Source organism: Pseudomonas shirazica (assembly GCF_015168335.1).
Taxonomy (GTDB): domain Bacteria; phylum Pseudomonadota; class Gammaproteobacteria; order Pseudomonadales; family Pseudomonadaceae; genus Aquipseudomonas; species Aquipseudomonas asiatica.
In genome coordinates this window covers 139760-158197 of sequence record NZ_CP063456.1, presented here as the reverse complement: position 1 = coordinate 158197, position 18438 = coordinate 139760, and the positions used below count along the sequence as shown (strand labels likewise).

17 protein-coding genes are annotated in these 18438 nt (G+C 64.9%); 9 read left to right on the top strand and 8 right to left on the bottom strand.

Annotated elements, in window-relative coordinates; genetic code table 11:
* Positions 1-7: 7 nt before the first annotated feature.
* Positions 8-487, bottom strand: coding sequence for a LabA-like NYN domain-containing protein (locus tag IMX18_RS00745; protein ID WP_015271920.1), 480 nt, complete (start codon positions 485-487; stop codon positions 8-10).
* Between the two features lie 162 nt (positions 488-649).
* Positions 650-1405, bottom strand: coding sequence for a DUF2076 domain-containing protein (locus tag IMX18_RS00740; RefSeq protein WP_054573604.1), 756 nt, complete (start codon positions 1403-1405; stop codon positions 650-652).
* A gap of 166 nt (positions 1406-1571) precedes the next feature.
* Between IMX18_RS00740 and IMX18_RS00735 the strand changes: the two genes are divergently transcribed.
* Entirely contained in the window at positions 1572-2228 is a 657-nt protein-coding gene (locus IMX18_RS00735) for a YciC family protein (protein ID WP_015271922.1), read from the top strand.
* Positions 2229-2264: 36 nt separating this feature from the next.
* On the opposite strand, the gene hrpB is transcribed toward IMX18_RS00735, so the two are convergent.
* Positions 2265-4793 (bottom strand): ATP-dependent helicase HrpB, encoded by a 2529-nt coding sequence (gene hrpB, locus IMX18_RS00730; protein WP_054573602.1) that lies wholly within the window; start codon positions 4791-4793, stop codon positions 2265-2267.
* Positions 4794-4909: 116 nt separating this feature from the next.
* On the opposite strand from hrpB, the gene IMX18_RS00725 reads away from it, so the two are divergent.
* Both IMX18_RS00725 and IMX18_RS00720 read left to right on the top strand, forming a co-directional pair.
* The gene (locus tag IMX18_RS00725) at positions 4910-5329 is read left to right on the top strand and encodes a hypothetical protein (RefSeq protein ID WP_013974328.1); all 420 of its coding nucleotides are present in this window, start codon (positions 4910-4912) and stop codon (positions 5327-5329) included.
* A gap of 22 nt (positions 5330-5351) precedes the next feature.
* Positions 5352-6224 (top strand): cation diffusion facilitator family transporter, encoded by an 873-nt coding sequence (locus tag IMX18_RS00720; protein WP_100413350.1) that lies wholly within the window; start codon positions 5352-5354, stop codon positions 6222-6224.
* 207 nt (positions 6225-6431) lie between these two features.
* Here the strand turns inward: IMX18_RS00720 and IMX18_RS00715 are convergent, their stop codons facing one another.
* Positions 6432-7217, bottom strand: a complete 786-nt coding sequence (locus tag IMX18_RS00715) for a DUF6515 family protein (RefSeq protein ID WP_015271926.1) — start codon at positions 7215-7217, stop codon at positions 6432-6434.
* Between the two features lie 394 nt (positions 7218-7611).
* Between IMX18_RS00715 and IMX18_RS00710 the strand changes: the two genes are divergently transcribed.
* Positions 7612-8088 carry an Lrp/AsnC family transcriptional regulator gene (locus IMX18_RS00710; protein WP_003249795.1) on the top strand — a complete coding sequence of 159 codons (477 nt, stop codon included), beginning with the start codon at positions 7612-7614 and terminating at the stop codon, positions 8086-8088.
* A gap of 54 nt (positions 8089-8142) precedes the next feature.
* The gene (locus tag IMX18_RS00705) at positions 8143-8346 is read left to right on the top strand and encodes a DUF2788 domain-containing protein (protein ID WP_013974331.1); all 204 of its coding nucleotides are present in this window, start codon (positions 8143-8145) and stop codon (positions 8344-8346) included.
* Positions 8347-8482: 136 nt separating this feature from the next.
* On the opposite strand, the gene IMX18_RS00700 is transcribed toward IMX18_RS00705, so the two are convergent.
* The 4 genes from IMX18_RS00700 to IMX18_RS00685 all read right to left on the bottom strand — a co-directional run bounded on the left by IMX18_RS00700 (position 8483) and on the right by IMX18_RS00685 (position 14604).
* A complete protein-coding gene (locus tag IMX18_RS00700; RefSeq protein ID WP_015271927.1) occupies positions 8483-9121 on the bottom strand; it encodes a pseudouridine synthase in 639 nt (212 codons plus the stop codon).
* A 6-nt stretch (positions 9122-9127) separates the two neighbouring features.
* Positions 9128-10591: an AMP nucleosidase gene (amn, locus tag IMX18_RS00695; protein WP_015271928.1), complete on the bottom strand. Its 1464-nt coding sequence runs from the start codon at positions 10589-10591 to the stop codon at positions 9128-9130.
* A 215-nt stretch (positions 10592-10806) separates the two neighbouring features.
* Entirely contained in the window at positions 10807-12459 is a 1653-nt protein-coding gene (locus tag IMX18_RS00690; protein ID WP_054573600.1) for an acyl-CoA dehydrogenase family protein, read from the bottom strand.
* 156 nt (positions 12460-12615) lie between these two features.
* Positions 12616-14604 (bottom strand): sensor histidine kinase, encoded by a 1989-nt coding sequence (locus IMX18_RS00685; protein ID WP_054573599.1) that lies wholly within the window; start codon positions 14602-14604, stop codon positions 12616-12618.
* A 265-nt stretch (positions 14605-14869) separates the two neighbouring features.
* Here IMX18_RS00685 and IMX18_RS00680 point away from each other — a divergent pair, with 265 nt between their 5' ends.
* From IMX18_RS00680 to IMX18_RS00665, 4 genes are all read left to right on the top strand, one after another.
* Positions 14870-15667: a hydroxymethylpyrimidine/phosphomethylpyrimidine kinase gene (locus IMX18_RS00680; RefSeq protein WP_015271931.1), complete on the top strand. Its 798-nt coding sequence runs from the start codon at positions 14870-14872 to the stop codon at positions 15665-15667.
* A 13-nt stretch (positions 15668-15680) separates the two neighbouring features.
* Complete coding sequence (gene thiE / locus IMX18_RS00675) at positions 15681-16304, top strand: thiamine phosphate synthase (protein ID WP_003257589.1); 624 nt, start codon at positions 15681-15683, stop codon at positions 16302-16304.
* A gap of 15 nt (positions 16305-16319) precedes the next feature.
* Entirely contained in the window at positions 16320-17603 is a 1284-nt protein-coding gene (hemL, locus tag IMX18_RS00670; protein ID WP_013974339.1) for a glutamate-1-semialdehyde 2,1-aminomutase, read from the top strand.
* A gap of 289 nt (positions 17604-17892) precedes the next feature.
* On the top strand, positions 17893-18438 hold the full coding sequence (locus IMX18_RS00665; protein ID WP_003257587.1) for a tetratricopeptide repeat protein: 546 nt from the start codon (positions 17893-17895) through the stop codon (positions 18436-18438).

The window sequence follows — 18438 nt, the reverse complement described above, 5'->3', positions numbered from 1 at the left end:
AGGGGCCTCAGTGTTTGAGCAACAGCGCACCCTCGATGGGCACATAACGGGTGGCGGCACGGATCAGCGACAGTGCGGTAAGCCCGGGCACACCATACACCACTGCCTCGGTGCCATGGCGCTGTATCACCCGCTCCAGCAGCAGGTCGAAATCGCCATCGCCGGAGGCCAGTACCACTTGGTCGACGCGGCTGGCGGCGTCGATCACATCCAGGGTAATACCCACATCCCAGTCACCTTTGGCCGAGCCATCGCTGCGCTGGATGAAGGGTTTGAGGCGCACATCGAAACCGAGGTTGCGCAGGATCTGCTGGAACTGTTGCTGTTTGCTGTCGCCACGGTCGATGGCATAGGCCACGGCCTCGACGATCTGACCTTCGCTGCTGACATCGGCCCACAGGGCGGTGTAGTTGAAATGGCAGCCGTGGGCCTGGCGCACGGTGTAGTAGAGGTTCTGCACATCGGCGAACAGCGCGATCTTTTTCACCTTGGAACCCCTTGGTCGGCCTGGAATGCTGGGGGCTGCATTGCAGCCCTTTCGCGACACAAGGCCGCTCCTACAGGGGTTCGCGTACCCTTGTAGGAGCGGCCTTGTGTCGCGAAAGGGGCGCAAAGCGCCCCCAAAATTGCCAGCAGTATGCCAGACCTGTCAGACGTACGAATCGTCGTCCGAGAAGAACCCGCCATCATCGCTGCCATAATCGCTGTCGGCATAACCACCCTGGTCGCTGCCCCAACCACTGTTGTCAGCCACCTGCTGCTGCGCCCCCGAGTCGTTCCAGCCACCGCTGTCGCTGGCCGGCGCCGGCTCTTCCTTGATCACCTCTACCACCTCCTCCGGCTGCGAGTTGTGGTTGAACAGGCTGCTGATGCCCTGCGCCAGCAACACACCACCCGCCACACCGGCCGCAGTCTGCATCGCGCCGCCGAGGAAGCTGCTGGCACCACTGCGGGCCGGCGCAGCGCCAAAGCCAGGCTGCTGCGCTTGTGGCTGGGAGAAGCCCGGCGCCGACGGCTCACGCCAGCCACCGCCAGATGCCACGGGGGCTGCAGCGGGACGCTGCGGTTGCACGGCCGGGGCCGCATTGCGCCCAGACGAACCAAAGATGCTGGACAAGAAACCACCACCGCCATTGCTCGGCGCGCTGCCGGCACGGGCGGCCTCGGCCTGGGCACGGGCCTGCTTCAGTTCGGCTTCCAGTTGCTTGTTCTGCTCGTCGAGGCGCTTGATCGCTGCCTCCTGCACCAGGATCGCCTGGGCCATGTAATAAGGCGCCGCCGGCTGCTGACGCACATGCGCCTCGATGCATGCCTGGGCCTGCGCATCGCGTGGCTGGCTCGGGTCCTCGGCTTGCTTGAGGCGGCCGAACAGGCCGTCGATCAGGGTTTGTTCTTCAGTATTCATGGGGCGACCTCGTGGGGTAGCGGACAACGGACAGCGTCAAAGATGGGGCGTACAGGCGTGGGATTCAATCACCGGCGGCGTGAAACTTTTTTCAGCAAGTGACAGCCCCAGGCCTGCTTTGGGCTAAAGTTATGCCCCTGTTTTTACTGCCATGCGATGTAGACTGATGAATCCGCTGAGCGTCCTGCGCGACTCCCTGTACTTCTTCCGCCGCCACCTGCCGAGCATCCTCCAGCTGTGCCTGCCGCTGGTGGTGCTGGAAGCCTTGCTCACCCAGCTGCTGTACCGGCAGATGGGCGACCAGGCATCGCCGGCCTACGGCATGCTGATCAGCCTGCTGTTCTACCCGCTGTACAGCGCCGCGCTGATCCTGTACCTCGACACCCGCAGCAACGGCCAGGAAATCGCCAAGCGCGACCTGTTCGCCCGCGCCGTGCAACTGTGGCCGCAGCTGGCCCTGCTGATCCTGATCAGCTCGCTGCTGATCATGGCCGGCCTGGCGCTGTTCATCTTTCCGGGCGTGTGGATCATGATCAACCTTGTGTTCGCCGAGTACCTGCTGGTGCTGCGCGGCCTGCCGGTGGTGCAGTCGATGCGCGAGAGCGCACGCATGACCACCGGCCACTTCATGCGCATCATGATCTGTGTCGTAGGTGTGCTGGCGCCGATCTGGCTGATCGACGGCCTGCTGCTGATGGCCTTCCCCGAGCCATCGCCTGGCATGGAGCTGGCCATGGACAGCCTCAGCGGCTTCCTGCAGTTGTTCAGCACCGTGGTGCTGTACCGCCTGTTCATGTTGCTGGAAGGCGAAGCCGGGGCGTGATGCCCAGGCTCATCGCTTGACCGGAAAACGCTGTTGTCACGTCCCTCGAGGCTTGGCCCGAGCGGTGGCTTCGGCCACAAGCGGATCATCCGGCCAGTAATGCTTCGGATAACGCCCCTTCAGATCCTTCTTCACCTCGGCATAGGTCGTACGCCAGAAATTGGCCAGGTCCTGGGTCACCTGCACCGGGCGGCGTGCCGGTGACAGCAGGTGCAACTTGACCTGCTGGCGGCCATTGGCGATGCGTGGAGTTTCGGCCAGGCCGAACAGCTCTTGCAGGCGCACCGCGAGGATCGGCGGGTTTTCGCTGTAGTCCAGGCGGATGTTCGAGCCGGACGGTACCGCCAGGTGCGCGGGGGCCTGCTCCTCCAGGCGCTGCGGCAGCGGCCAGGGCAACAGGTTGCGCAGCATCGACGGTAAGTCCAGTGCGGCGAAATGGCTGAGGCGCGACACCTTGCCCAGGTAGGGCTGCAACCAGTCTTCCAGGCTGGCGAGCAAGGCCTCGTCAGCCAGGTCGGGCCATTCGCTGTGGCCGTCTTTGGCCAGGTCCAGTTGACGCAGCAAGGCCACGCGCGCCTGCCATTGCCGCAGCTCGGGGGTCCAGGTCAGCAGGTTCAGGCCTTTGCGCCGGACCAGCCCAAGCAGTGCGCGAGCCCGCGCTTCGTCATCCAGGCCGGGCAGCGGTTCGCGGCTGAGCACCAGCTCGCCGACTTTGACCTGACGTTCTGCGCGCAACACCTGCTCGCGTTCGTCCCAATCGAGGATATCGACCCGCTCGACCTGCTCGGCCAGCACGCCCTCGAACAGCGCCGGATCGAACTCGGCGGCCAGATAGATGCGTTCTTCGCGCTGGCCCTGGCGGCTACCCAGGTCGGCGATCACCAGCCACGGGCACTTCATCAGTGCATCGACTTCGGCAAACAGCGCCGCCCGGCCGTTGGCCAGCCGGTATTCCGCACCGCCCTCGCGGCGCTGCTGGGCGACGCGGTCGGGGTAGGCCAGCGCCAGCAGCGCGCCCAGCCAGCGCGGGTGATCGGGGTCCGCAACCGGCACGCCTGGTTTGCCACGCAGCATGCCACGGTACTGGCGGGACAATTGGCGCGCACGCTGCACACCACCGTGGCTGCCACGGGCGGTCCTGCTCTCGCCACTGACCAGCGCCAGCCGGCTGTGCAAGTCGGCGCCACCGCCGCGCTGGATATCCCGCTCGCCCAGCAGCGCAGCCACATCACAGGCCATCTGTGCCAGGCCCAGGTCCTGGCCGCGCAACAGCAAATGCGCAATACGTGGATGCGCGGGCAGCTCGGCCATGGCCAGGCCGTGTTCGCTGAGGTTGTCACGGCTGCCGGGCTTGAAGGCATTGAGCCGTGCCAGCAGGTCCTGGGCCTGGGTGAAGGCTGCAGTGGGGGGCTGGTCGAGCCAGCGCAACTGCTCGGGCGTAACGCCCCAGCGTGCCAGTTGCAGGGCCAGGCCGGCCAGGTCGGCCTGCATGATCTCGGCGCTGCCGTGGGCGGCCAGCTGGTCATGTTGGGCCTCGGACCAAAGGCGATAACATACGCCGGGTTCCAGGCGGCCGGCGCGACCGGCGCGCTGGGTAGCACTGGCGCGGGAGATGCGCTGGGTGTCCAGGCGGGTCATGCCGCTGCCGGGGTCGAAACGCGGTACCCGGGCCAGGCCTGCGTCGATCACCACGCGCACGCCGTCGATGGTCAGGCTGGTCTCGGCAATGTTGGTGGCCAGCACCACCTTGCGCAGGCCCTTGGGCGCCGGGTCGATGGCCGCACGTTGGGCGTCGAGATCGAGCTCGCCATGCAGCGGGCAGAGCAGGACCTCGGGACGCTCGCCCAACGCTTCCTGCAGGCTCTGGTGCACCCGGCGGATCTCGGCCTGACCCGGCAGGAATACCAGCAAACTGCCGGTCTGGTCAGCCAGTGCCTGCAACACGCTGTCCACTACCCGAGGCTCGATGAACTCACCCGGCTGGAAAGGCCGCCCCCAACGGATGTCGACGGGGTACATGCGGCCTTCGCTGCTCACCACCGGGGCATCATTCAGCAGCCGCGAAAGGCGCTCGCCCTCCAAGGTCGCGGACATCAGCAAAACCTTCAGCGGCGGGTCGTCCCGCAGCAACTCCCGGCCATTCAGGCTCAATGCCAGGGCCAGGTCGGCATCAAGGCTGCGCTCGTGAAATTCGTCGAAAATCACCAGCCCCACACCCTCCAGCGCCGGGTCGGCCTGCAGGCGGCGGGTGAGGATGCCTTCGGTCACTACCTCGATGCGGGTTTTCGGCCCGACCTTGCTGTCCAGGCGGATGCGATAGCCCACGGTCTCGCCGACCTTTTCGCCCAGCTCGCTGGCCAGGCGCTCGGCCGCAGCCCGCGCTGCCAGGCGGCGGGGCTCGAGCATGAGAATGCTCTGCCCGGCCAGCCACGGCTCGTTGAGCAGCGCCAGCGGCACGCGGGTGGTCTTGCCCGCGCCAGGTGGCGCCTCGAGCACCGCTTCGTCACGGTTTTCCAGGGCCTGGCGCAGGGCGGGCAAGACAGCATCGATCGGTAATGAAATCATGGTGGTCCTCGAACAGTCCCGCGAGTATAACGGCGAACCCAGCCTGCTCTATCATGGTCTTAGCTTCAGGTGCAGGCGCTTCGCTTGCCCTGCTGGATACCTTTTCGGAGATTTACATGCGCATCCCAACCCGCGTCATCGGTGGCGCCCTCATCGTCACCTTGCTGACCCAACTGACCGCCTGCGGCACCATTCTCTACCCGGAACGGCGCGGCCAGATCGGCGGCAAGATCGACCCAGTGGTTGCCGCAATGGATGCGATCGGCATCCTGTTCTACGTGATCCCGGGGCTGATCGCCTTCGGTATCGACTTTGCCACGGGCGCCATCTATTACTCGGGCGGGCGATCCGCCCAGGTTGACCCGGTCAAACTGCGCGAGGCCGTGAGCCCCGATGGCAAGGTCGACAACCTGAAGTTGCAGGCCATTCTGGAAAGCGAACTGGGCCAGCGCCTGCCGCTGAACGACCCACGGCTGATCCAGCATCGCGGCAGCATCGAGCAGTTGGCCAGCCTGGGCCTGGTGCCGGCAGCCTGAAGCACAAGGACACTGCCCACGGATGATGACCACCTCGGCTGAACACCAGCGCCTGCTACGCCTGGCCACGCGCGCATCGCTGGCGGTGGCCAGTATCCTGGTCCTGAGCAAGGCGCTGGCCTGGTGGCTGAGCGGCTCGGTCAGCCTGCTGGCCGGGCTGACCGACTCGGCACTGGATGCCGTTGCGTCGTTCCTCAACCTGCTCGCCGTGCACTATGCCCTGCGCCCGGCCGACGACGACCACCGATTCGGCCATGGCAAGGCCGAAGCCCTGGCCGGTATGGCGCAGGCGCTGTTCATCGGGGTCAGTGCGGTGCTGATCGGGGTGCAGGCGGTTGAACGCCTGCACACCCCGCAACCCTTGGGCGATACCGCCGTCGGTATCGGGGTAATGCTGCTGTCGCTGGTGCTGACCCTTGCCCTGCTGGCACTGCAACACAAGGTCATCCGCCTGACCGGCTCCACGGCGGTGCGGGCCGACTCCCTGCATTACCGCTCGGACCTGCTGCTCAACAGCAGCATCCTGCTGGCCCTGCTGCTGGCACGCTTTGGCTGGCCGCAGCTGGATGCGCTGTTCGGCCTGGGCATCGCTGTCTATATCCTTTGGAGCGCGCTGCAGATCGCACGGGAAAGCACGGCCATCCTGATGGATCAGGAACTGCCCGGCGATGTCGGCGAGGCCATGGCTGCGCTGGTGCTGGCCATTCCTGGGGTCAAAGGCGTGCACGACCTGCGTACACGGGTGTCGGGCAACCAGTGGTTCGTGCAGTTGCATCTGGAGATGCCGGGGCAGTTGCCGCTGCATGAGGCGCATGCCTTGTGCGTGGAGGCCTCGAAGGTGATCCGCCAGCGTTATCCACAGGCGGATGTGATGGTGCACGCGGATCCGGTGTGAACCTGCAAGGGCCCTATCGCCGGCAAGCCAGCTCCCACAAGAACCGCACCGGCCTGAAGGCATGCGCAATACCAGTGGGAGCTGGCTTGCCAGCGATAGGGCCGGGACAGGCAGTTCCAACAGGCACTACACATGGCTTCAGGCCGGTGCAGTTCCTGTGGGAGCTGGCTTGCCGGCGATAGGGCCGGGACAGGCAGCACATCTGGCTCAGTTGATGCTGTAGCCTCGGCCGCTGAAACAAGCGCCCAGCGCCCGCCGGTAGTTGTCCGCCACATTGGCCGGCGGCGCATAAGCCGCCGTCGCCGGGTCGAAGCCTGACTGGCTCACCGCCCAGCGGTGGCACTGGTAACGGTCCTGGTCCTGCTGCTCCTGCCCTTGCCCATACATCGGGTAGGCCACCACGTCATACCCACCGCCTACAGGTGCCGGCGCCGCAACCGGCGGGTTGACCACCACGTACTCGCGGCTGTCGGCCAGGTACTGGTAATAGGTATCGGCCACCAGGAAGAACAGCGCCCCGCCCAACCAGACTTCCCGCGCATAAGGCGGCAGGTAGTCGACCCGCACGCCGTAGGGCGGGCTCACCACGACATAACGGCCACCATGGGGGCGATACCAGTAACCACCGGAGTAGAAGTAGTCATCGCCACGGTAGGGCACTTTCCAGTAGCGGTCCGGGAAATGATCGATGGTGTGCCCCGGGCGATACTGCGGCCCCGGCCCCCAGCCATTGCCATGACCATCCGGGCGCCCTTGCCAGTCACCGCCGGGCCGTTGCCCCGGGCCACCGGCTTCCCCATGGCGGTTATCGCCATGACGGCGGGGAATATCCTGGTAATAGCCCTGTCGTGGCGGCTGGGTCTGCTGCACTTCGTCACGCGAATTGAGCGAGCGGCCCGGCGCCCCCTCGCCCGGCCCTTCGGCCATGGCCCCAAGGCTGATGCTCAACCCCAACACACCAACACCTGCCAACTGCCAGATGCGCGACTTCATGCTGTTCCTCTCGGTAGAAAATACGGCAACCACAGCCAGTCTACCGCGCCTGTCACGCACGCCAATTAAATTCCGGACATGAAAAAAGGGAGGCCACAGGGCCTCCCTTCAGGAATTGTCGTCCGTGCTCGGCACTTGTGGCGCCGGCTCACCTCACACCGTCTTCTGGAAGGTATGTAGCCCGGGGGCCTGCAGATCCTGTTGGATGGCTGGCCGCGACCGCCCGCCTAGGGCGCGTCGCCGTGGACTGATGTCCGGGCAGTGATTCTGTGGATAAAGATACCGGACAGGTTGCGACAGATGATTGCGAAGATTGCTCAGATAAATAGCACTTGCGCAATTTTTCACCCTGGATTGATAATTCATCGCAATCTGAACAGAAAAGGCATAACCCATGAGCAAACTTGACCGCTACGACCTGAGTATCCTCGCCGAATTGCAGCGCGATGCGCGCATTTCCAACCAGGAACTGGCCGAACGCATCGGCCTGTCGCCTTCGCCATGCTCTCGTCGGGTCAAGCAACTGGAGGACGATGGCTACATCTCGCGCCAGGTAGCCCTGCTCGACCGCAAGAAGCTGGGCCTGAGCCTGACTGCCTACGTGCTGATCGGCATGGACCGCCACACCCCGGAACGTTTCGAAACCTTCGAGGCGGCCATCCGCAACCTGCCACAGGTGCTCGAATGCAGCCTGGTCACCGGCATGGATGCCGACTACCAGCTGAAGGTGGTGGTGCCCGACATGGACCACTACCAGAAACTGCTGCTAGGCAGCCTGACCCGCATTGAAGGCGTCACCAGCGTGCGTTCGAGCTTCGTGCTGAACCAGGTGCTGGCCAGCACCGAGCTGCCCTTGACCCACCTGCGTTAATTGCCTGCGCCAGCAGGCGTATAATCGGACGCTCAACCCGCCTGGAGAACACCGATGGATCCCGCCGTATTCGAAGAGTGGATGATGATCATCCTGGTCACCGTGTTGATCGGTTTCATGGGTTTCATCGTCTGGGACCTGGCGAAAAAGTCCAAGGCCGGGCGGTTCGGGACGCTGATCCTGTTCTTCGTACTGGGGCTGGGGGTGTTGGCCTTTATCATCAAGAGCGTGGTGGTGGGGTTTCTCGAAGGGGTGTAAGGCTCAAGAAAGCCGGGAGCGCTTTGCGCTCCTTTCGCGACACAAGGCCGCTCCTACAGGGATCGCACAATGCCTGAGTTCGCGCTGCACCTGTAGGAGCGGCCTTGTGTCGCGATGGGCTGCAAAGCGGCCCCCGCTAGCGCTGCAACTTCGCCGGGACTTCGCGCCAGCAGCCCTGTTCCAACCCATCCAGCGCCCAGTCGCCAATCCGCACCCGCACCAGGCGCAAGGTCGGCAACCCCACCGCCGCCGTCATCCGCCGCACCTGGCGGTTACGCCCTTCGCGAATAACCAGCTCCAGCCAGCTGGTCGGCACGCTCTTGCGAAAACGCACCGGCGGGTTGCGCGGCCACAGCTCGGGCTCGTCCAGGTGCCGCGCCTCGGCCGGCAAGGTCGGCCCATCGTTCAGTTCCACGCCATCGCGCAAGCGCTGCAACTGCTCCTCGCTCGGCTCCCCCTCCACCTGAACCCAGTAAGTCTTGGCCAGCTTGTGCTTCGGGTCGGCAATGCGCGCCTGCAGGCCGCCATCGTTGGTCAGCAGCAACAGGCCTTCACTGTCGCGGTCCAGCCGCCCGGCCGGGTACACGCCGGGGATGTCGATGTAGTCCTTGAGCGTCGCGCGCCCGTCGCCGTCGCTGAACTGGGTCAGCACGTCGAACGGTTTGTTGAACAGGATCAGGCGCGGCTCGGCCGGTGGCGCCTTGGGCTGGCGACGCGGGCCTGCGGCAGGCCGCGCCTGGGGGCGGCGCGGCTTGGAACGGGGTGGCAGTGACATGGATCCTCAGCGGAACGGCGGCTCATCGAAACTGCGCAGTTTACGCGAGTGCAGCGAGTTGAGCTCGGTGCGCAGCAAGTCGAGGGCGGCAATGCCGATCTTCAGATGCTGGCTGACCGCCCGGTTATAGAAGGCGTTGGCCGAACCCGGCAGCTTGATCTCGCTGTGCAGCGGTTTGTCGGACACACACAGCAAGGTGCCGTACGGCACGCGCAAGCGGTAACCCTGGGCGGCAATGGTACCGCTTTCCATGTCCACCGCCACGGCACGCGAGAGGTTGATCAGCGGCCGCTCCTGGGCCCAGCGCAGCTCCCAGTTGCGGTCGTCGTAGGTCAGCACGGTGCCGGTGCGCAGGCGCTTCTTCAGCTGTTCGCCACGCTCGCCGGTGACCTGCGCGGCGGCTTCCTGCAAGGCCAGCTGCACTTCGGCCAGGGCCGGAATCGGGATGTTCGGCGGCACCACCCGGTCAAGAATGCCGTCACGGCGCATGTAGGCGTGTGCCAGCACATAATCGCCGATGGTCTGCGACTGCCGCAGGCCGCCGCAGTGGCCGATCATCAGCCAGCAGTGCGGGCGCAGCACGGCCAGGTGGTCGGTGATGTTCTTGGCATTGGACGGGCCGACGCCGATGTTGACCAGCGTGACGCCGTCGCCATCAGCGGCGATCAGGTGGTACGCCGGCATCTGGTAGCGGTGCCAGACCACGCTTGCCACCAGGGCCTGGGTTTCACCGTGGTCCATGCCCTTTTCGATCACCACGTTGCCCGGCAGCACCATGCGCACGAAGCGTGGGTCGTCACGCAACTGGTCGAGGCCGTGGCTGATGAACTGGTCGACATAGCGGTGATAGTTGGTCAACAGGATCCATGGCTGCACATGGCGCCAGTCGCTGCCGGTGTAGTGCACCAGACGGCGCAGCGAGAAGTCGACCCGCGCGGCATCGAACAGCGCCAGCGGCAGAGTCTCGGCACTGCCCCAGTCATACAGGCCGTCGGCGATGTTGTCGGTCGCAGCCGACAGGTCGGTGCTGGGGAACACCCGCGCCAGCTGCGCGGCGGTGATGCCGCTGCCGGCCAGTTCGTCGCCCTGGTCGACCACGTAGGGGTAAGGGATGTTCTGTTCACTGACGCCGACCTCTACCGTGACGGTGTAGTCGTGCATCAGCGGGCGCAGTTGCTCCAGCAGGTAGCCACGGAAAGCAGCCGGCTGGGTGATGGTGACGCTGTAGGTACCGGCCACCTGGACCTTGGCGTAGGCCCGCGTGGTAGCGGCGACTTCACCATGGCTGTAATAGGTCAGGCGCAGCGCCGGGTAGCGGAACAGGTCGCGCTCTTCGGCGCCCGGCTCGGTACGGTCCTTCAGGTAACGCTTGAGGGCCTGGCTAAGGGCCCCGGTGGCCTGGTCATGCAGGGCCGCCAGACGGTCGACGGCCTGTTCGGGGGTATCAACGACTACAAAAGCTTGGCTCACACTGTGCTTCCTGTCTGGACATGCATGTGAACCATCTTGCCTGCCTTCTTGGCTAAATACACCCCCATTGATCGGTGTTAATCAGCAGGCCTGCGCTGGTCCCTGTAGGAGCGGCCTTGTGTCGCGATAGGGCTGCAAAGCAGCCCCGGCAATTTGTGCATCTGCGCTGATCCCCTGGGGCTGCTTCGCAGCCCTATCGCGACACAAGGCCGCTCCTACAGGTCCTGTGTTGGCGTAGCCCTGGCCACCAATGCCTCCACATCCACACCCCGCGGCAACGCCCCGTACACGCGCCCGCCCCCCGTCAAGCGGCTGTCGATAAACGCATCACTGACCACCGCATTGCCCGCCTCCAGCAATAGTTTGGCCTGCAGCGCCAGGGCAATATCCTCGGTCAGCTGCCGCGCGCGGTACTGCATGTCGCCAGTGTCGGCAAACGCCCCCTTGAGGTTGCCGATGTGCGCCGCCAGGCGCGGGTCCCCGTGCCCATCGCCCAGCTCGGCAAACAGCGCATCGAGCACCCCCGGCTCCTTGGACAAGGCCCGCAGCACGTCCAGGCACTGCACATTGCCCGAGCCTTCCCAGGTGGAGTTGACCGGCGCTTCGCGGTACAGCCGTGGCAGGATGCTGTCTTCCACATAACCCGCCCCGCCCAGGCACTCGGCGGCCTCGTTGATCATGGCCGGGGCGCGCTTGCAGATCCAGTACTTGCCCACCGCCGTGACCAGCCGGGCGAAATGCGCCTGCTGCGGGTCTTCCAGCTGCTCCAGCGCCTGCCCCATGCGCAGGCTCAGGGCCAGCGCGGCCTCGCTTTCCAACGCCAGGTCGGCCAGCACGTTCTGCATCAACGGCTGCTCGCTCAGCAGCCGCCCGCCGACCTTGCGGTGCGCGCAATGGTGGGTCGCCTGGGTCAGCGCCTGGCGCATCAGGGCGCTGGAGCCGACCATGCAGTCGAAGCGCGTCATGGCCACCATTTCGATGATGGTCGGCACGCCCCGCCCTTCTTCCCCGACCATCCAAGCCAGGGCACCGCGGAATTCCACCTCGCTGGAGGCGTTGGAACTGTTGCCCAGCTTGTTCTTCAGGCGCTGGATATAGAACTGGTTACGGCTGTCATCCGGGCGGTGACGCGGCAGCAGGAAGCAGCTCAGGCCTTTTTCGGTCTGGGCCAGGGTCAGGAAGGCATCGCACATCGGCGCCGAGCAGAACCACTTGTGCCCAACCAGTTCGTAGGCCTGGCCCGGGCCTGCGGCGCCGACTGGATAAGCCCGGGTGGTGTTGGCCCGTACATCGGTGCCGCCCTGCTTCTCGGTCATGGCCATGCCCAGGGTGACTCCGGCCTTGTGACGGTCGCCGACGTTACGCGGGTCGTACTCGCAGGCGAGGATTTTCGGCAGCCAGTATTCGGCCAGTTCGGGTTGCAGCCGCAGCGCTGGCACGGCGGCGAAGGTCATGGTCAGCGGGCAGCCGGTACCGGCCTCGGCCTGGCTGTGCAGATAGGTCATCGAAGCCCGTGCCACATGGGCGCCTGGGCGGGGTTCGGCCCATGGCAGCGACGGCAGGCCGTGCTCGACGGCGGTGCGCATCAGTTCGTGGTAGGCGGGGTGGAACTCGACCAGGTCGATGCGATGGCCGTAGCGGTCGTGGCTACTGAACTCCGGCTTGTGCGCATTGGCCAGAAAGCCCGCCTGCATCAGCGGGCCGCCGGCCAGTGCCCCGTAGGCATCGATCCGCGATTCGGCCCAACCCGCACCGAAACGCCGCGACCATTCCTGTAGCGGAAGGTCGAGACGGTACAGGTTGGCACCGTCGAGGGGCGGTGGCTGGTTGGTGACTTCGTGGGTTTCAGCGTACTGGTGCAGGTTCATCGGGGGCTCCTGGATCCGGGTAGCTTGAGAGCCCCAGTGAAGCACTCCCCGTGGGTCAGTCAAAGTGACATTAATGACTAAACATGTGGTGGGGGGCGCATATGTTGAGGATGCAGCGGGGCTGAGAGGTGTTTGCCACAACCAAATGCCATGCCTTCACAGCGACTGCCGCGCCTGCAGTATGTGCGGGCTCATCTGCACCTGCGCAATAGCCATGTTCAAACTCAACTCGAAGCGGCTGCCCAACCCCCGCGTCGATTCATGCGACAACTTCGCCCCCAGCAACTCCCCCATCTGCCGACAAATCGACAAACCAATCCCCAGCCCGCCATAACGCCGGGTCATCGAGCCATCGACCTGGAAGAAGCGCTGGTACAGGGTCGCCTGATCGAGATCATCGAAGCCGATACCGCTGTCGCTGACCATGAAGGTCAGCGCCAGGTCGTCCGGCCCCACCCGGCGCCCGCGCACCTGGATCATCACCCCGCCCTGGTGGGTGAACTTCAAACCGTTGTCCACCAGGCACCCCAGGCAGCGGGCCAGCTTCTGAGCATCGCCCTGCAACCCGTCCGGCACATCGGCCGGGATGTCCAGGCTCAGGTACAAGCCTTTGCCCAAAGCCTGCCCGGCATAACCGGCACGTACGCCCTGCAGCAGGTCACGCAGGCTGAATGGCGCCGGCTGCGCGCGCAGGCGGCCGGCCTGTAGTTCGGAGAGGGTAAGTATGGCATCGACCATATCCATCATGCCCTGGGCCGAGCCCACCGCCGTGCGGTGGTACTGGGCCATCTCGGCCTCCATCGGCAGGGTATGCATCAGCTCCAGCGAGCCGATAACGCCATTCATCGGCGTGCGCAGCTCATGGGTAACGCTGGCCAGGAATTCGTCTTTCAGCCGGTTGCTCCTGGCCAGTTGCAGGTTCAGTTGCTCCAGCGTGCGCCCGGTTTCACGCAAGGCCTGCGCCTGCTGCTCGCGCAGGCTGTTGATGCGGTCAGCCAGCGCCAGCGACAGCAAGGCAACCTCGAGCGCCGACCCCAGCTGGCTGGCATACATGGTGATGAACACGTTCGGCAGGTAGCCCAACACCATCAGGGTGTTGACCAGCCCACCGAGCAGGAACGCAGTCCAGGCGATGATGAACCAGCGTGCCACGCGCAAGCCACGCCACCAGGCATACAGCCCGGCAGCGAAGATGCTCACGGTAAACAGCAACGCCAGCACCGTGGCCATGCGCAAAGCGACACCGTAGCGCATGGTCACCGCCAGCACCATGACCAGCGCGCCACCCAGCATCAGCAACTGCAGCAGCCGATCGAAAGCACGGCTGATGCTGCCAAGTTGCAGGAAATGCCGGGCGAACTGGCAACCGAACAGGCCTGCGGAACCGATGAACAATGGCGTCGAGGCATTTGCCCACCACGGGCTGTCCGGCCAGAAGTAGGCCACACCGGCGCCATTAACCGACACCTGGTAAAAGCCGAACGAGGCGATATAGAGGATGTAGTAGAGGTAGCTGACGTCGCGCACGCTGAGGTAGATGAACAGGTTGTACACCAGCATCACCAGCAACACGCCGTAGATCATCCCCAGCACATACAGGCGCGTGGGCTGCTCCTCCATGTAGGCCTGGGCAGACCAAAGCGCCAGCGGCGCCTGCACCGAGCCCTGGCTGTGCAGGCGCAGGTAGGCGGTGGTCACCTGGCCAGGCTGCAGCTGCAGTTCGAACAGATAGTTGTTCTGCAGTATTTGACGGCTGTGGTAGGGCAAGGCGTCGCCGGTGCGCCGGGCCAGGCGGTAACTGCCGCTGCCGTCGGGCAGGTAGAGCTCGAGGTGATCCAGCGGCGGGTAGGCCAACTCCAGCAGCCATTGCCGTGGGGCGGCGTCAGGCGCGGCGACAGGGCGCAGTTCGACCTTGAGCCAGAACACCGAGGTGGAATAACCGGCGTTCAACACGTCTTTGTGGTGGGGGCGAAAATGCTTGGCGAAATCAGGGGCACTGACCTGGGTGATGCTGGCACTGCCATCAGGGTCTTCATAAACCTGCATGGCCTTGCCCAGCGGAAGATGCCGGGTAGCTGCGTCGAAATCGACTGCCCCGGCCAGCACGGGCAGCAAGCCCAGAAGCACAATCAGCAAATAGCGCATACAGCCCCAGCATGGCCTGTCCAGTCGAGTCGCGGTTGCCTCCCATCCGTTTGAGACGACACGATCCGGCAGAACCCGTTTGTAGAGTTATCCGAGCACTCTAGCATAGCTTCGCAAGCTGGCAATCGACCATATCCAATCACAAAGAAAAGGCTCTAAATCAATGCTTTCAGAAATTCAACCGGCAAAAATCTGACCTTATGATCAACAAAACTCATTTGTAGGACGATCCGCCCAAACAGGATTGGTGGTAAGCTCGCCGACCATGAATATCTACAGCTCCCGCCCCGTTGTCCTCTGTCTCTCCGGCCACGACCCCAGTGGCGGCGCCGGCCTGCAGGCAGATATCGAAGCCCTGATCGCCCAAGGCTGTCACGCCGCACCCGCAGTGACCGCCCTGACCGTGCAGGATACCGTCAACGTTTCCGACTTCCGCGTGCTCGACCGCGAGTGGGTGCTGGCCCAGGCCAACGCAGTGCTGGCCGACTCTACGGTGGCCGCCGTCAAGCTCGGCATGCTCGGTTCGATCGAAATGGTCGACACCGTCGCCGAACTGCTGGCCGCCCACCCGCACCTGCCACTGGTCTGCGACCCAGTGCTGCGTGCCGGTGGTGGTGGCCGCCTGGGCAAGGACGAAGTGGGCTACGCCCTGCGCGAACGCCTGCTGCCGCTGGCGACCATCGCCACGCCGAACCTGCCCGAAGCCCGCATCCTTGCCGAACTGCCCGAAGGCACTGCCGACGAGTGTGCCGAGAAACTGTTGCCGTTCTGTAGACACCTGCTGATTACCGGCGGTCACGGCGACGAAGACGAAATTCACAACCGCCTGTACAGCCGCGACGGCCAGCACCACACCTGGACCTGCCAGCGCCTGCCGGGCAGCTACCACGGCTCGGGCTGCACCCTGGCCAGCGCCCTGGCCGGCCGCCTGGCCCTTGGCGAGCAGCTGGAAAGCGCCGTCCGCAGCGCCCTGGACTACACCTGGCGCACCCTGCGTGACGCCGAACAGCTGGGCAAGGGCCAGTTCGTGCCGCGCCGCCTGCCGCTGGATTTCTGCTCCTGACACGAGGCCTCCAATGAAGCTACGCGGTCTGTACGCCATCACCGACAGCCAGCTGCTCGCTGGCCGTTTCCTGTCCCATGTCGAGGCGGCACTCGAAGGCGGCGTATGCCTGCTGCAGTACCGCGACAAAAGTGACGACGCGGCACGCCGCCTGCGCGAAGCTGAAGGGCTTATGCAGCTCTGCGAGCGCTACGGCACTCAGCTGATCATCAACGACGACGCCGAACTGGCCGCGCGCCTGGGCGTCGGCGTGCACCTGGGCCAGACCGACGGCCCGCTGACCCCGGCCCGCGCATTGCTCGGCCGCCAGGCAATCATCGGCTCCACCTGCCACGCCAGCCTCGAGCTGGCCGCGCAGGCTGCCAGCGAAGGCGCCAGCTACGTGGCCTTTGGCCGCTTCTTCAATTCCGTCACCAAGCCGGGTGCACCCGCTGCCAACATCGAACTGCTGGAGCAGGCCCGCGCCCAGGTGAAACTGCCGATCGCGGTGATCGGCGGCATTACCCTCGACAACGCCGCCCCGCTGGTCGCCCATGGCGCCGACCTGCTGGCGGTGATCCACGGCCTGTTCGGTGCCGACAGCGCTCAGGAAGTCACCCGCCGCGCCCGCGCCTTCAACGCCTTGTTCGCATCCTGATTCGAGAGAACCCCCATGTCCCGTTCCGAAGCCCTGTTCGCCCAAGCCCAGAAGCACATCCCCGGTGGCGTCAACTCACCGGTCCGCGCTTTCAAGAGCGTTGGCGGCACGCCGCTGTTCTTCAAGCATGCCGAAGGCGCCTACGTCGTTGACGAGGATGACAAGCGCTACGTCGACTACGTCGGCTCCTGGGGCCCGATGATCCTCGGCCACGGCCACCCGGAGGTACTGGACTCGGTACGCAGGCAGCTGGAGCACGGCCTGTCCTATGGCGCCCCGACCGCCATGGAAACCGAGATGGCCGACCTGGTCTGCTCGCTGGTGCCATCCATGGAGATGGTGCGCATGGTCAGCTCGGGCACCGAAGCCACCATGAGCGCCATCCGCCTGGCCCGTGGCTACACCGGCCGTGACGCCATCATCAAGTTCGAAGGCTGCTACCACGGCCACTCCGACAGCCTGCTGGTAAAAGCCGGCTCCGGCCTGCTGACCCAGGGCGTGCCAAGCTCGGCGGGCGTGCCGGCGGACTTCGCCAAGCACACCCTGACCCTGCCGTTCAACGACATAGCCGCCGTCGAGAAAACCCTGGCCGAAGTCGGCCAGACCGTAGCCTGCATCATCGTCGAGCCGGTAGCCGGCAACATGAACTGCGTACCGCCGGCGCCAGGCTTCCTCGAAGGCCTGCGCGAGCAGTGCGACAAGCACGGCGTGGTGTTGATCTTCGACGAAGTGATGACCGGTTTCCGCGTTTCGCTCGGCGGCGCCCAGGGCCACTACGGCATCAAGCCGGACCTGTCGACCTTCGGCAAGATCGTCGGCGGCGGCATGCCGGTCGGCTGCTTCGGCGGCAAGCGTGAAATCATGGGCTGCATCGCCCCGCTCGGCCCGGTCTACCAGGCCGGTACCCTATCGGGTAACCCGCTGGCCATGGCCGCCGGCCTGACCACCCTGAAGCTGATCAGCCGCCCGGGCTTCCACGCCGAGCTGACCGACTACACCAGCCGCATGCTCGACGGCCTGCAACAGCGCGCCGATGCCGCTGGCGTGCCGTTCGTCACCACCCAGGCCGGAGCCATGTTCGGCCTGTACTTCAGCGGTGCCGACGACATCGTCACCTTCGAAGACGTGATGGCCAGCGATGCCGAGCGCTTCAAGCGCTTCTTCCACCTGATGCTCGATGGTGGCGTGTACCTGGCGCCGAGCGCGTTCGAGGCCGGCTTCACCTCCATCGCCCATGGCGACAAGGAGCTGCAGATCACCCTGGATGCGGCTGAAAAGGCCTTTGCAGCCCTGAAATAGCGCGCAGCACCGCGCTTTTGTGGGAGCGGCCTTGTGTCGCGAAAGGGCCGCAAAGCGCCCCCAGCACTTCAGCAGTAATGCACAGATTGCTGGGGCTGCTTCGCAGCCCTTTCGCGACACAAGGCCGCTCCCACAGAGGCCGGCACAGGCAACAAATACCCATGCACAATCAGCTGACTTCCCCAACCAAGCAGAAATTCGAGTAAAACTTTGTAAGGTTGGCGCTGCTTATCCCATAATGTGCCACCAGAGACATTGGCCGCAGCTTTGCAGAGGTAAGTCGATCCCCATGAACCGCACCGGCCGCGCCCTGACCCTGGGCTGCCTGTTGCTTCTTCAGCCCCTGCTGGCCCTGGCGGAGGGCGGTAACTCGTTGCTGATTCCGGCGACGGGCCGCTGCACCTTGAATGTCCAGCCTGAAGACCTGGCAAACGCCCTCAAGGCTTGTGAGCAGACGGCAACGGCGGGGGATGCCCAGGCGCAATTCGAACTGGGCGAGTACTACTACACGCAAACGCCGAAAAACCTGGGCAAAGCCCTGAACTGGTTCGAAAAGGCCTCGCTGCAAGGCCATGCCGAGGCCCAGTATCGCCTGGGCGCCATGTTCTTCCGTGGCGAAGGGGTCAAGGCCAACAATGTGCAGGCCTACATCCTGCTGAAGATGGCCGCGGTCAACGGCGCCGAGGATGCGCTGGACATGGCCGACGAAGTGACCGAGCAAATGCCCCGCGACGAGCTGGAGCATGCCACCCAGGTGCTTGGCCAGATCTTCCGCAAGTACCTGCTGGAACTGCAGAACGCCGAAGGGCGCACGCCGTTCTCGCCACTCCCCTGA

What these genes read in the sequence shown, in the direction of transcription:
- IMX18_RS00740 (WP_054573604.1), bottom strand. Translation starts at nt 1,405, where the DNA reads ATGAATACTGAAGAACAAACCCTGATCGACGGCCTGTTCGGCCGCCTC.
- IMX18_RS00735 (WP_015271922.1), top strand. Translation starts at nt 1,572, where the DNA reads ATGAATCCGCTGAGCGTCCTGCGCGACTCCCTGTACTTCTTCCGCCGC.
- hrpB (WP_054573602.1), bottom strand. Translation starts at nt 4,793, where the DNA reads ATGATTTCATTACCGATCGATGCTGTCTTGCCCGCCCTGCGCCAGGCC.
- IMX18_RS00725 (WP_013974328.1), top strand. Translation starts at nt 4,910, where the DNA reads ATGCGCATCCCAACCCGCGTCATCGGTGGCGCCCTCATCGTCACCTTG.
- IMX18_RS00720 (WP_100413350.1), top strand. Translation starts at nt 5,352, where the DNA reads ATGATGACCACCTCGGCTGAACACCAGCGCCTGCTACGCCTGGCCACG.
- IMX18_RS00715 (WP_015271926.1), bottom strand. Translation starts at nt 7,217, where the DNA reads ATGAAGTCGCGCATCTGGCAGTTGGCAGGTGTTGGTGTGTTGGGGTTG.
- IMX18_RS00710 (WP_003249795.1), top strand. Translation starts at nt 7,612, where the DNA reads ATGAGCAAACTTGACCGCTACGACCTGAGTATCCTCGCCGAATTGCAG.
- IMX18_RS00705 (WP_013974331.1), top strand. Translation starts at nt 8,143, where the DNA reads ATGGATCCCGCCGTATTCGAAGAGTGGATGATGATCATCCTGGTCACC.
- IMX18_RS00700 (WP_015271927.1), bottom strand. Translation starts at nt 9,121, where the DNA reads ATGTCACTGCCACCCCGTTCCAAGCCGCGCCGCCCCCAGGCGCGGCCT.
- IMX18_RS00690 (WP_054573600.1), bottom strand. Translation starts at nt 12,459, where the DNA reads ATGAACCTGCACCAGTACGCTGAAACCCACGAAGTCACCAACCAGCCA.
- IMX18_RS00685 (WP_054573599.1), bottom strand. Translation starts at nt 14,604, where the DNA reads ATGCGCTATTTGCTGATTGTGCTTCTGGGCTTGCTGCCCGTGCTGGCC.
- IMX18_RS00680 (WP_015271931.1), top strand. Translation starts at nt 14,870, where the DNA reads ATGAATATCTACAGCTCCCGCCCCGTTGTCCTCTGTCTCTCCGGCCAC.
- thiE (WP_003257589.1), top strand. Translation starts at nt 15,681, where the DNA reads ATGAAGCTACGCGGTCTGTACGCCATCACCGACAGCCAGCTGCTCGCT.
- hemL (WP_013974339.1), top strand. Translation starts at nt 16,320, where the DNA reads ATGTCCCGTTCCGAAGCCCTGTTCGCCCAAGCCCAGAAGCACATCCCC.
- IMX18_RS00665 (WP_003257587.1), top strand. Translation starts at nt 17,893, where the DNA reads ATGAACCGCACCGGCCGCGCCCTGACCCTGGGCTGCCTGTTGCTTCTT.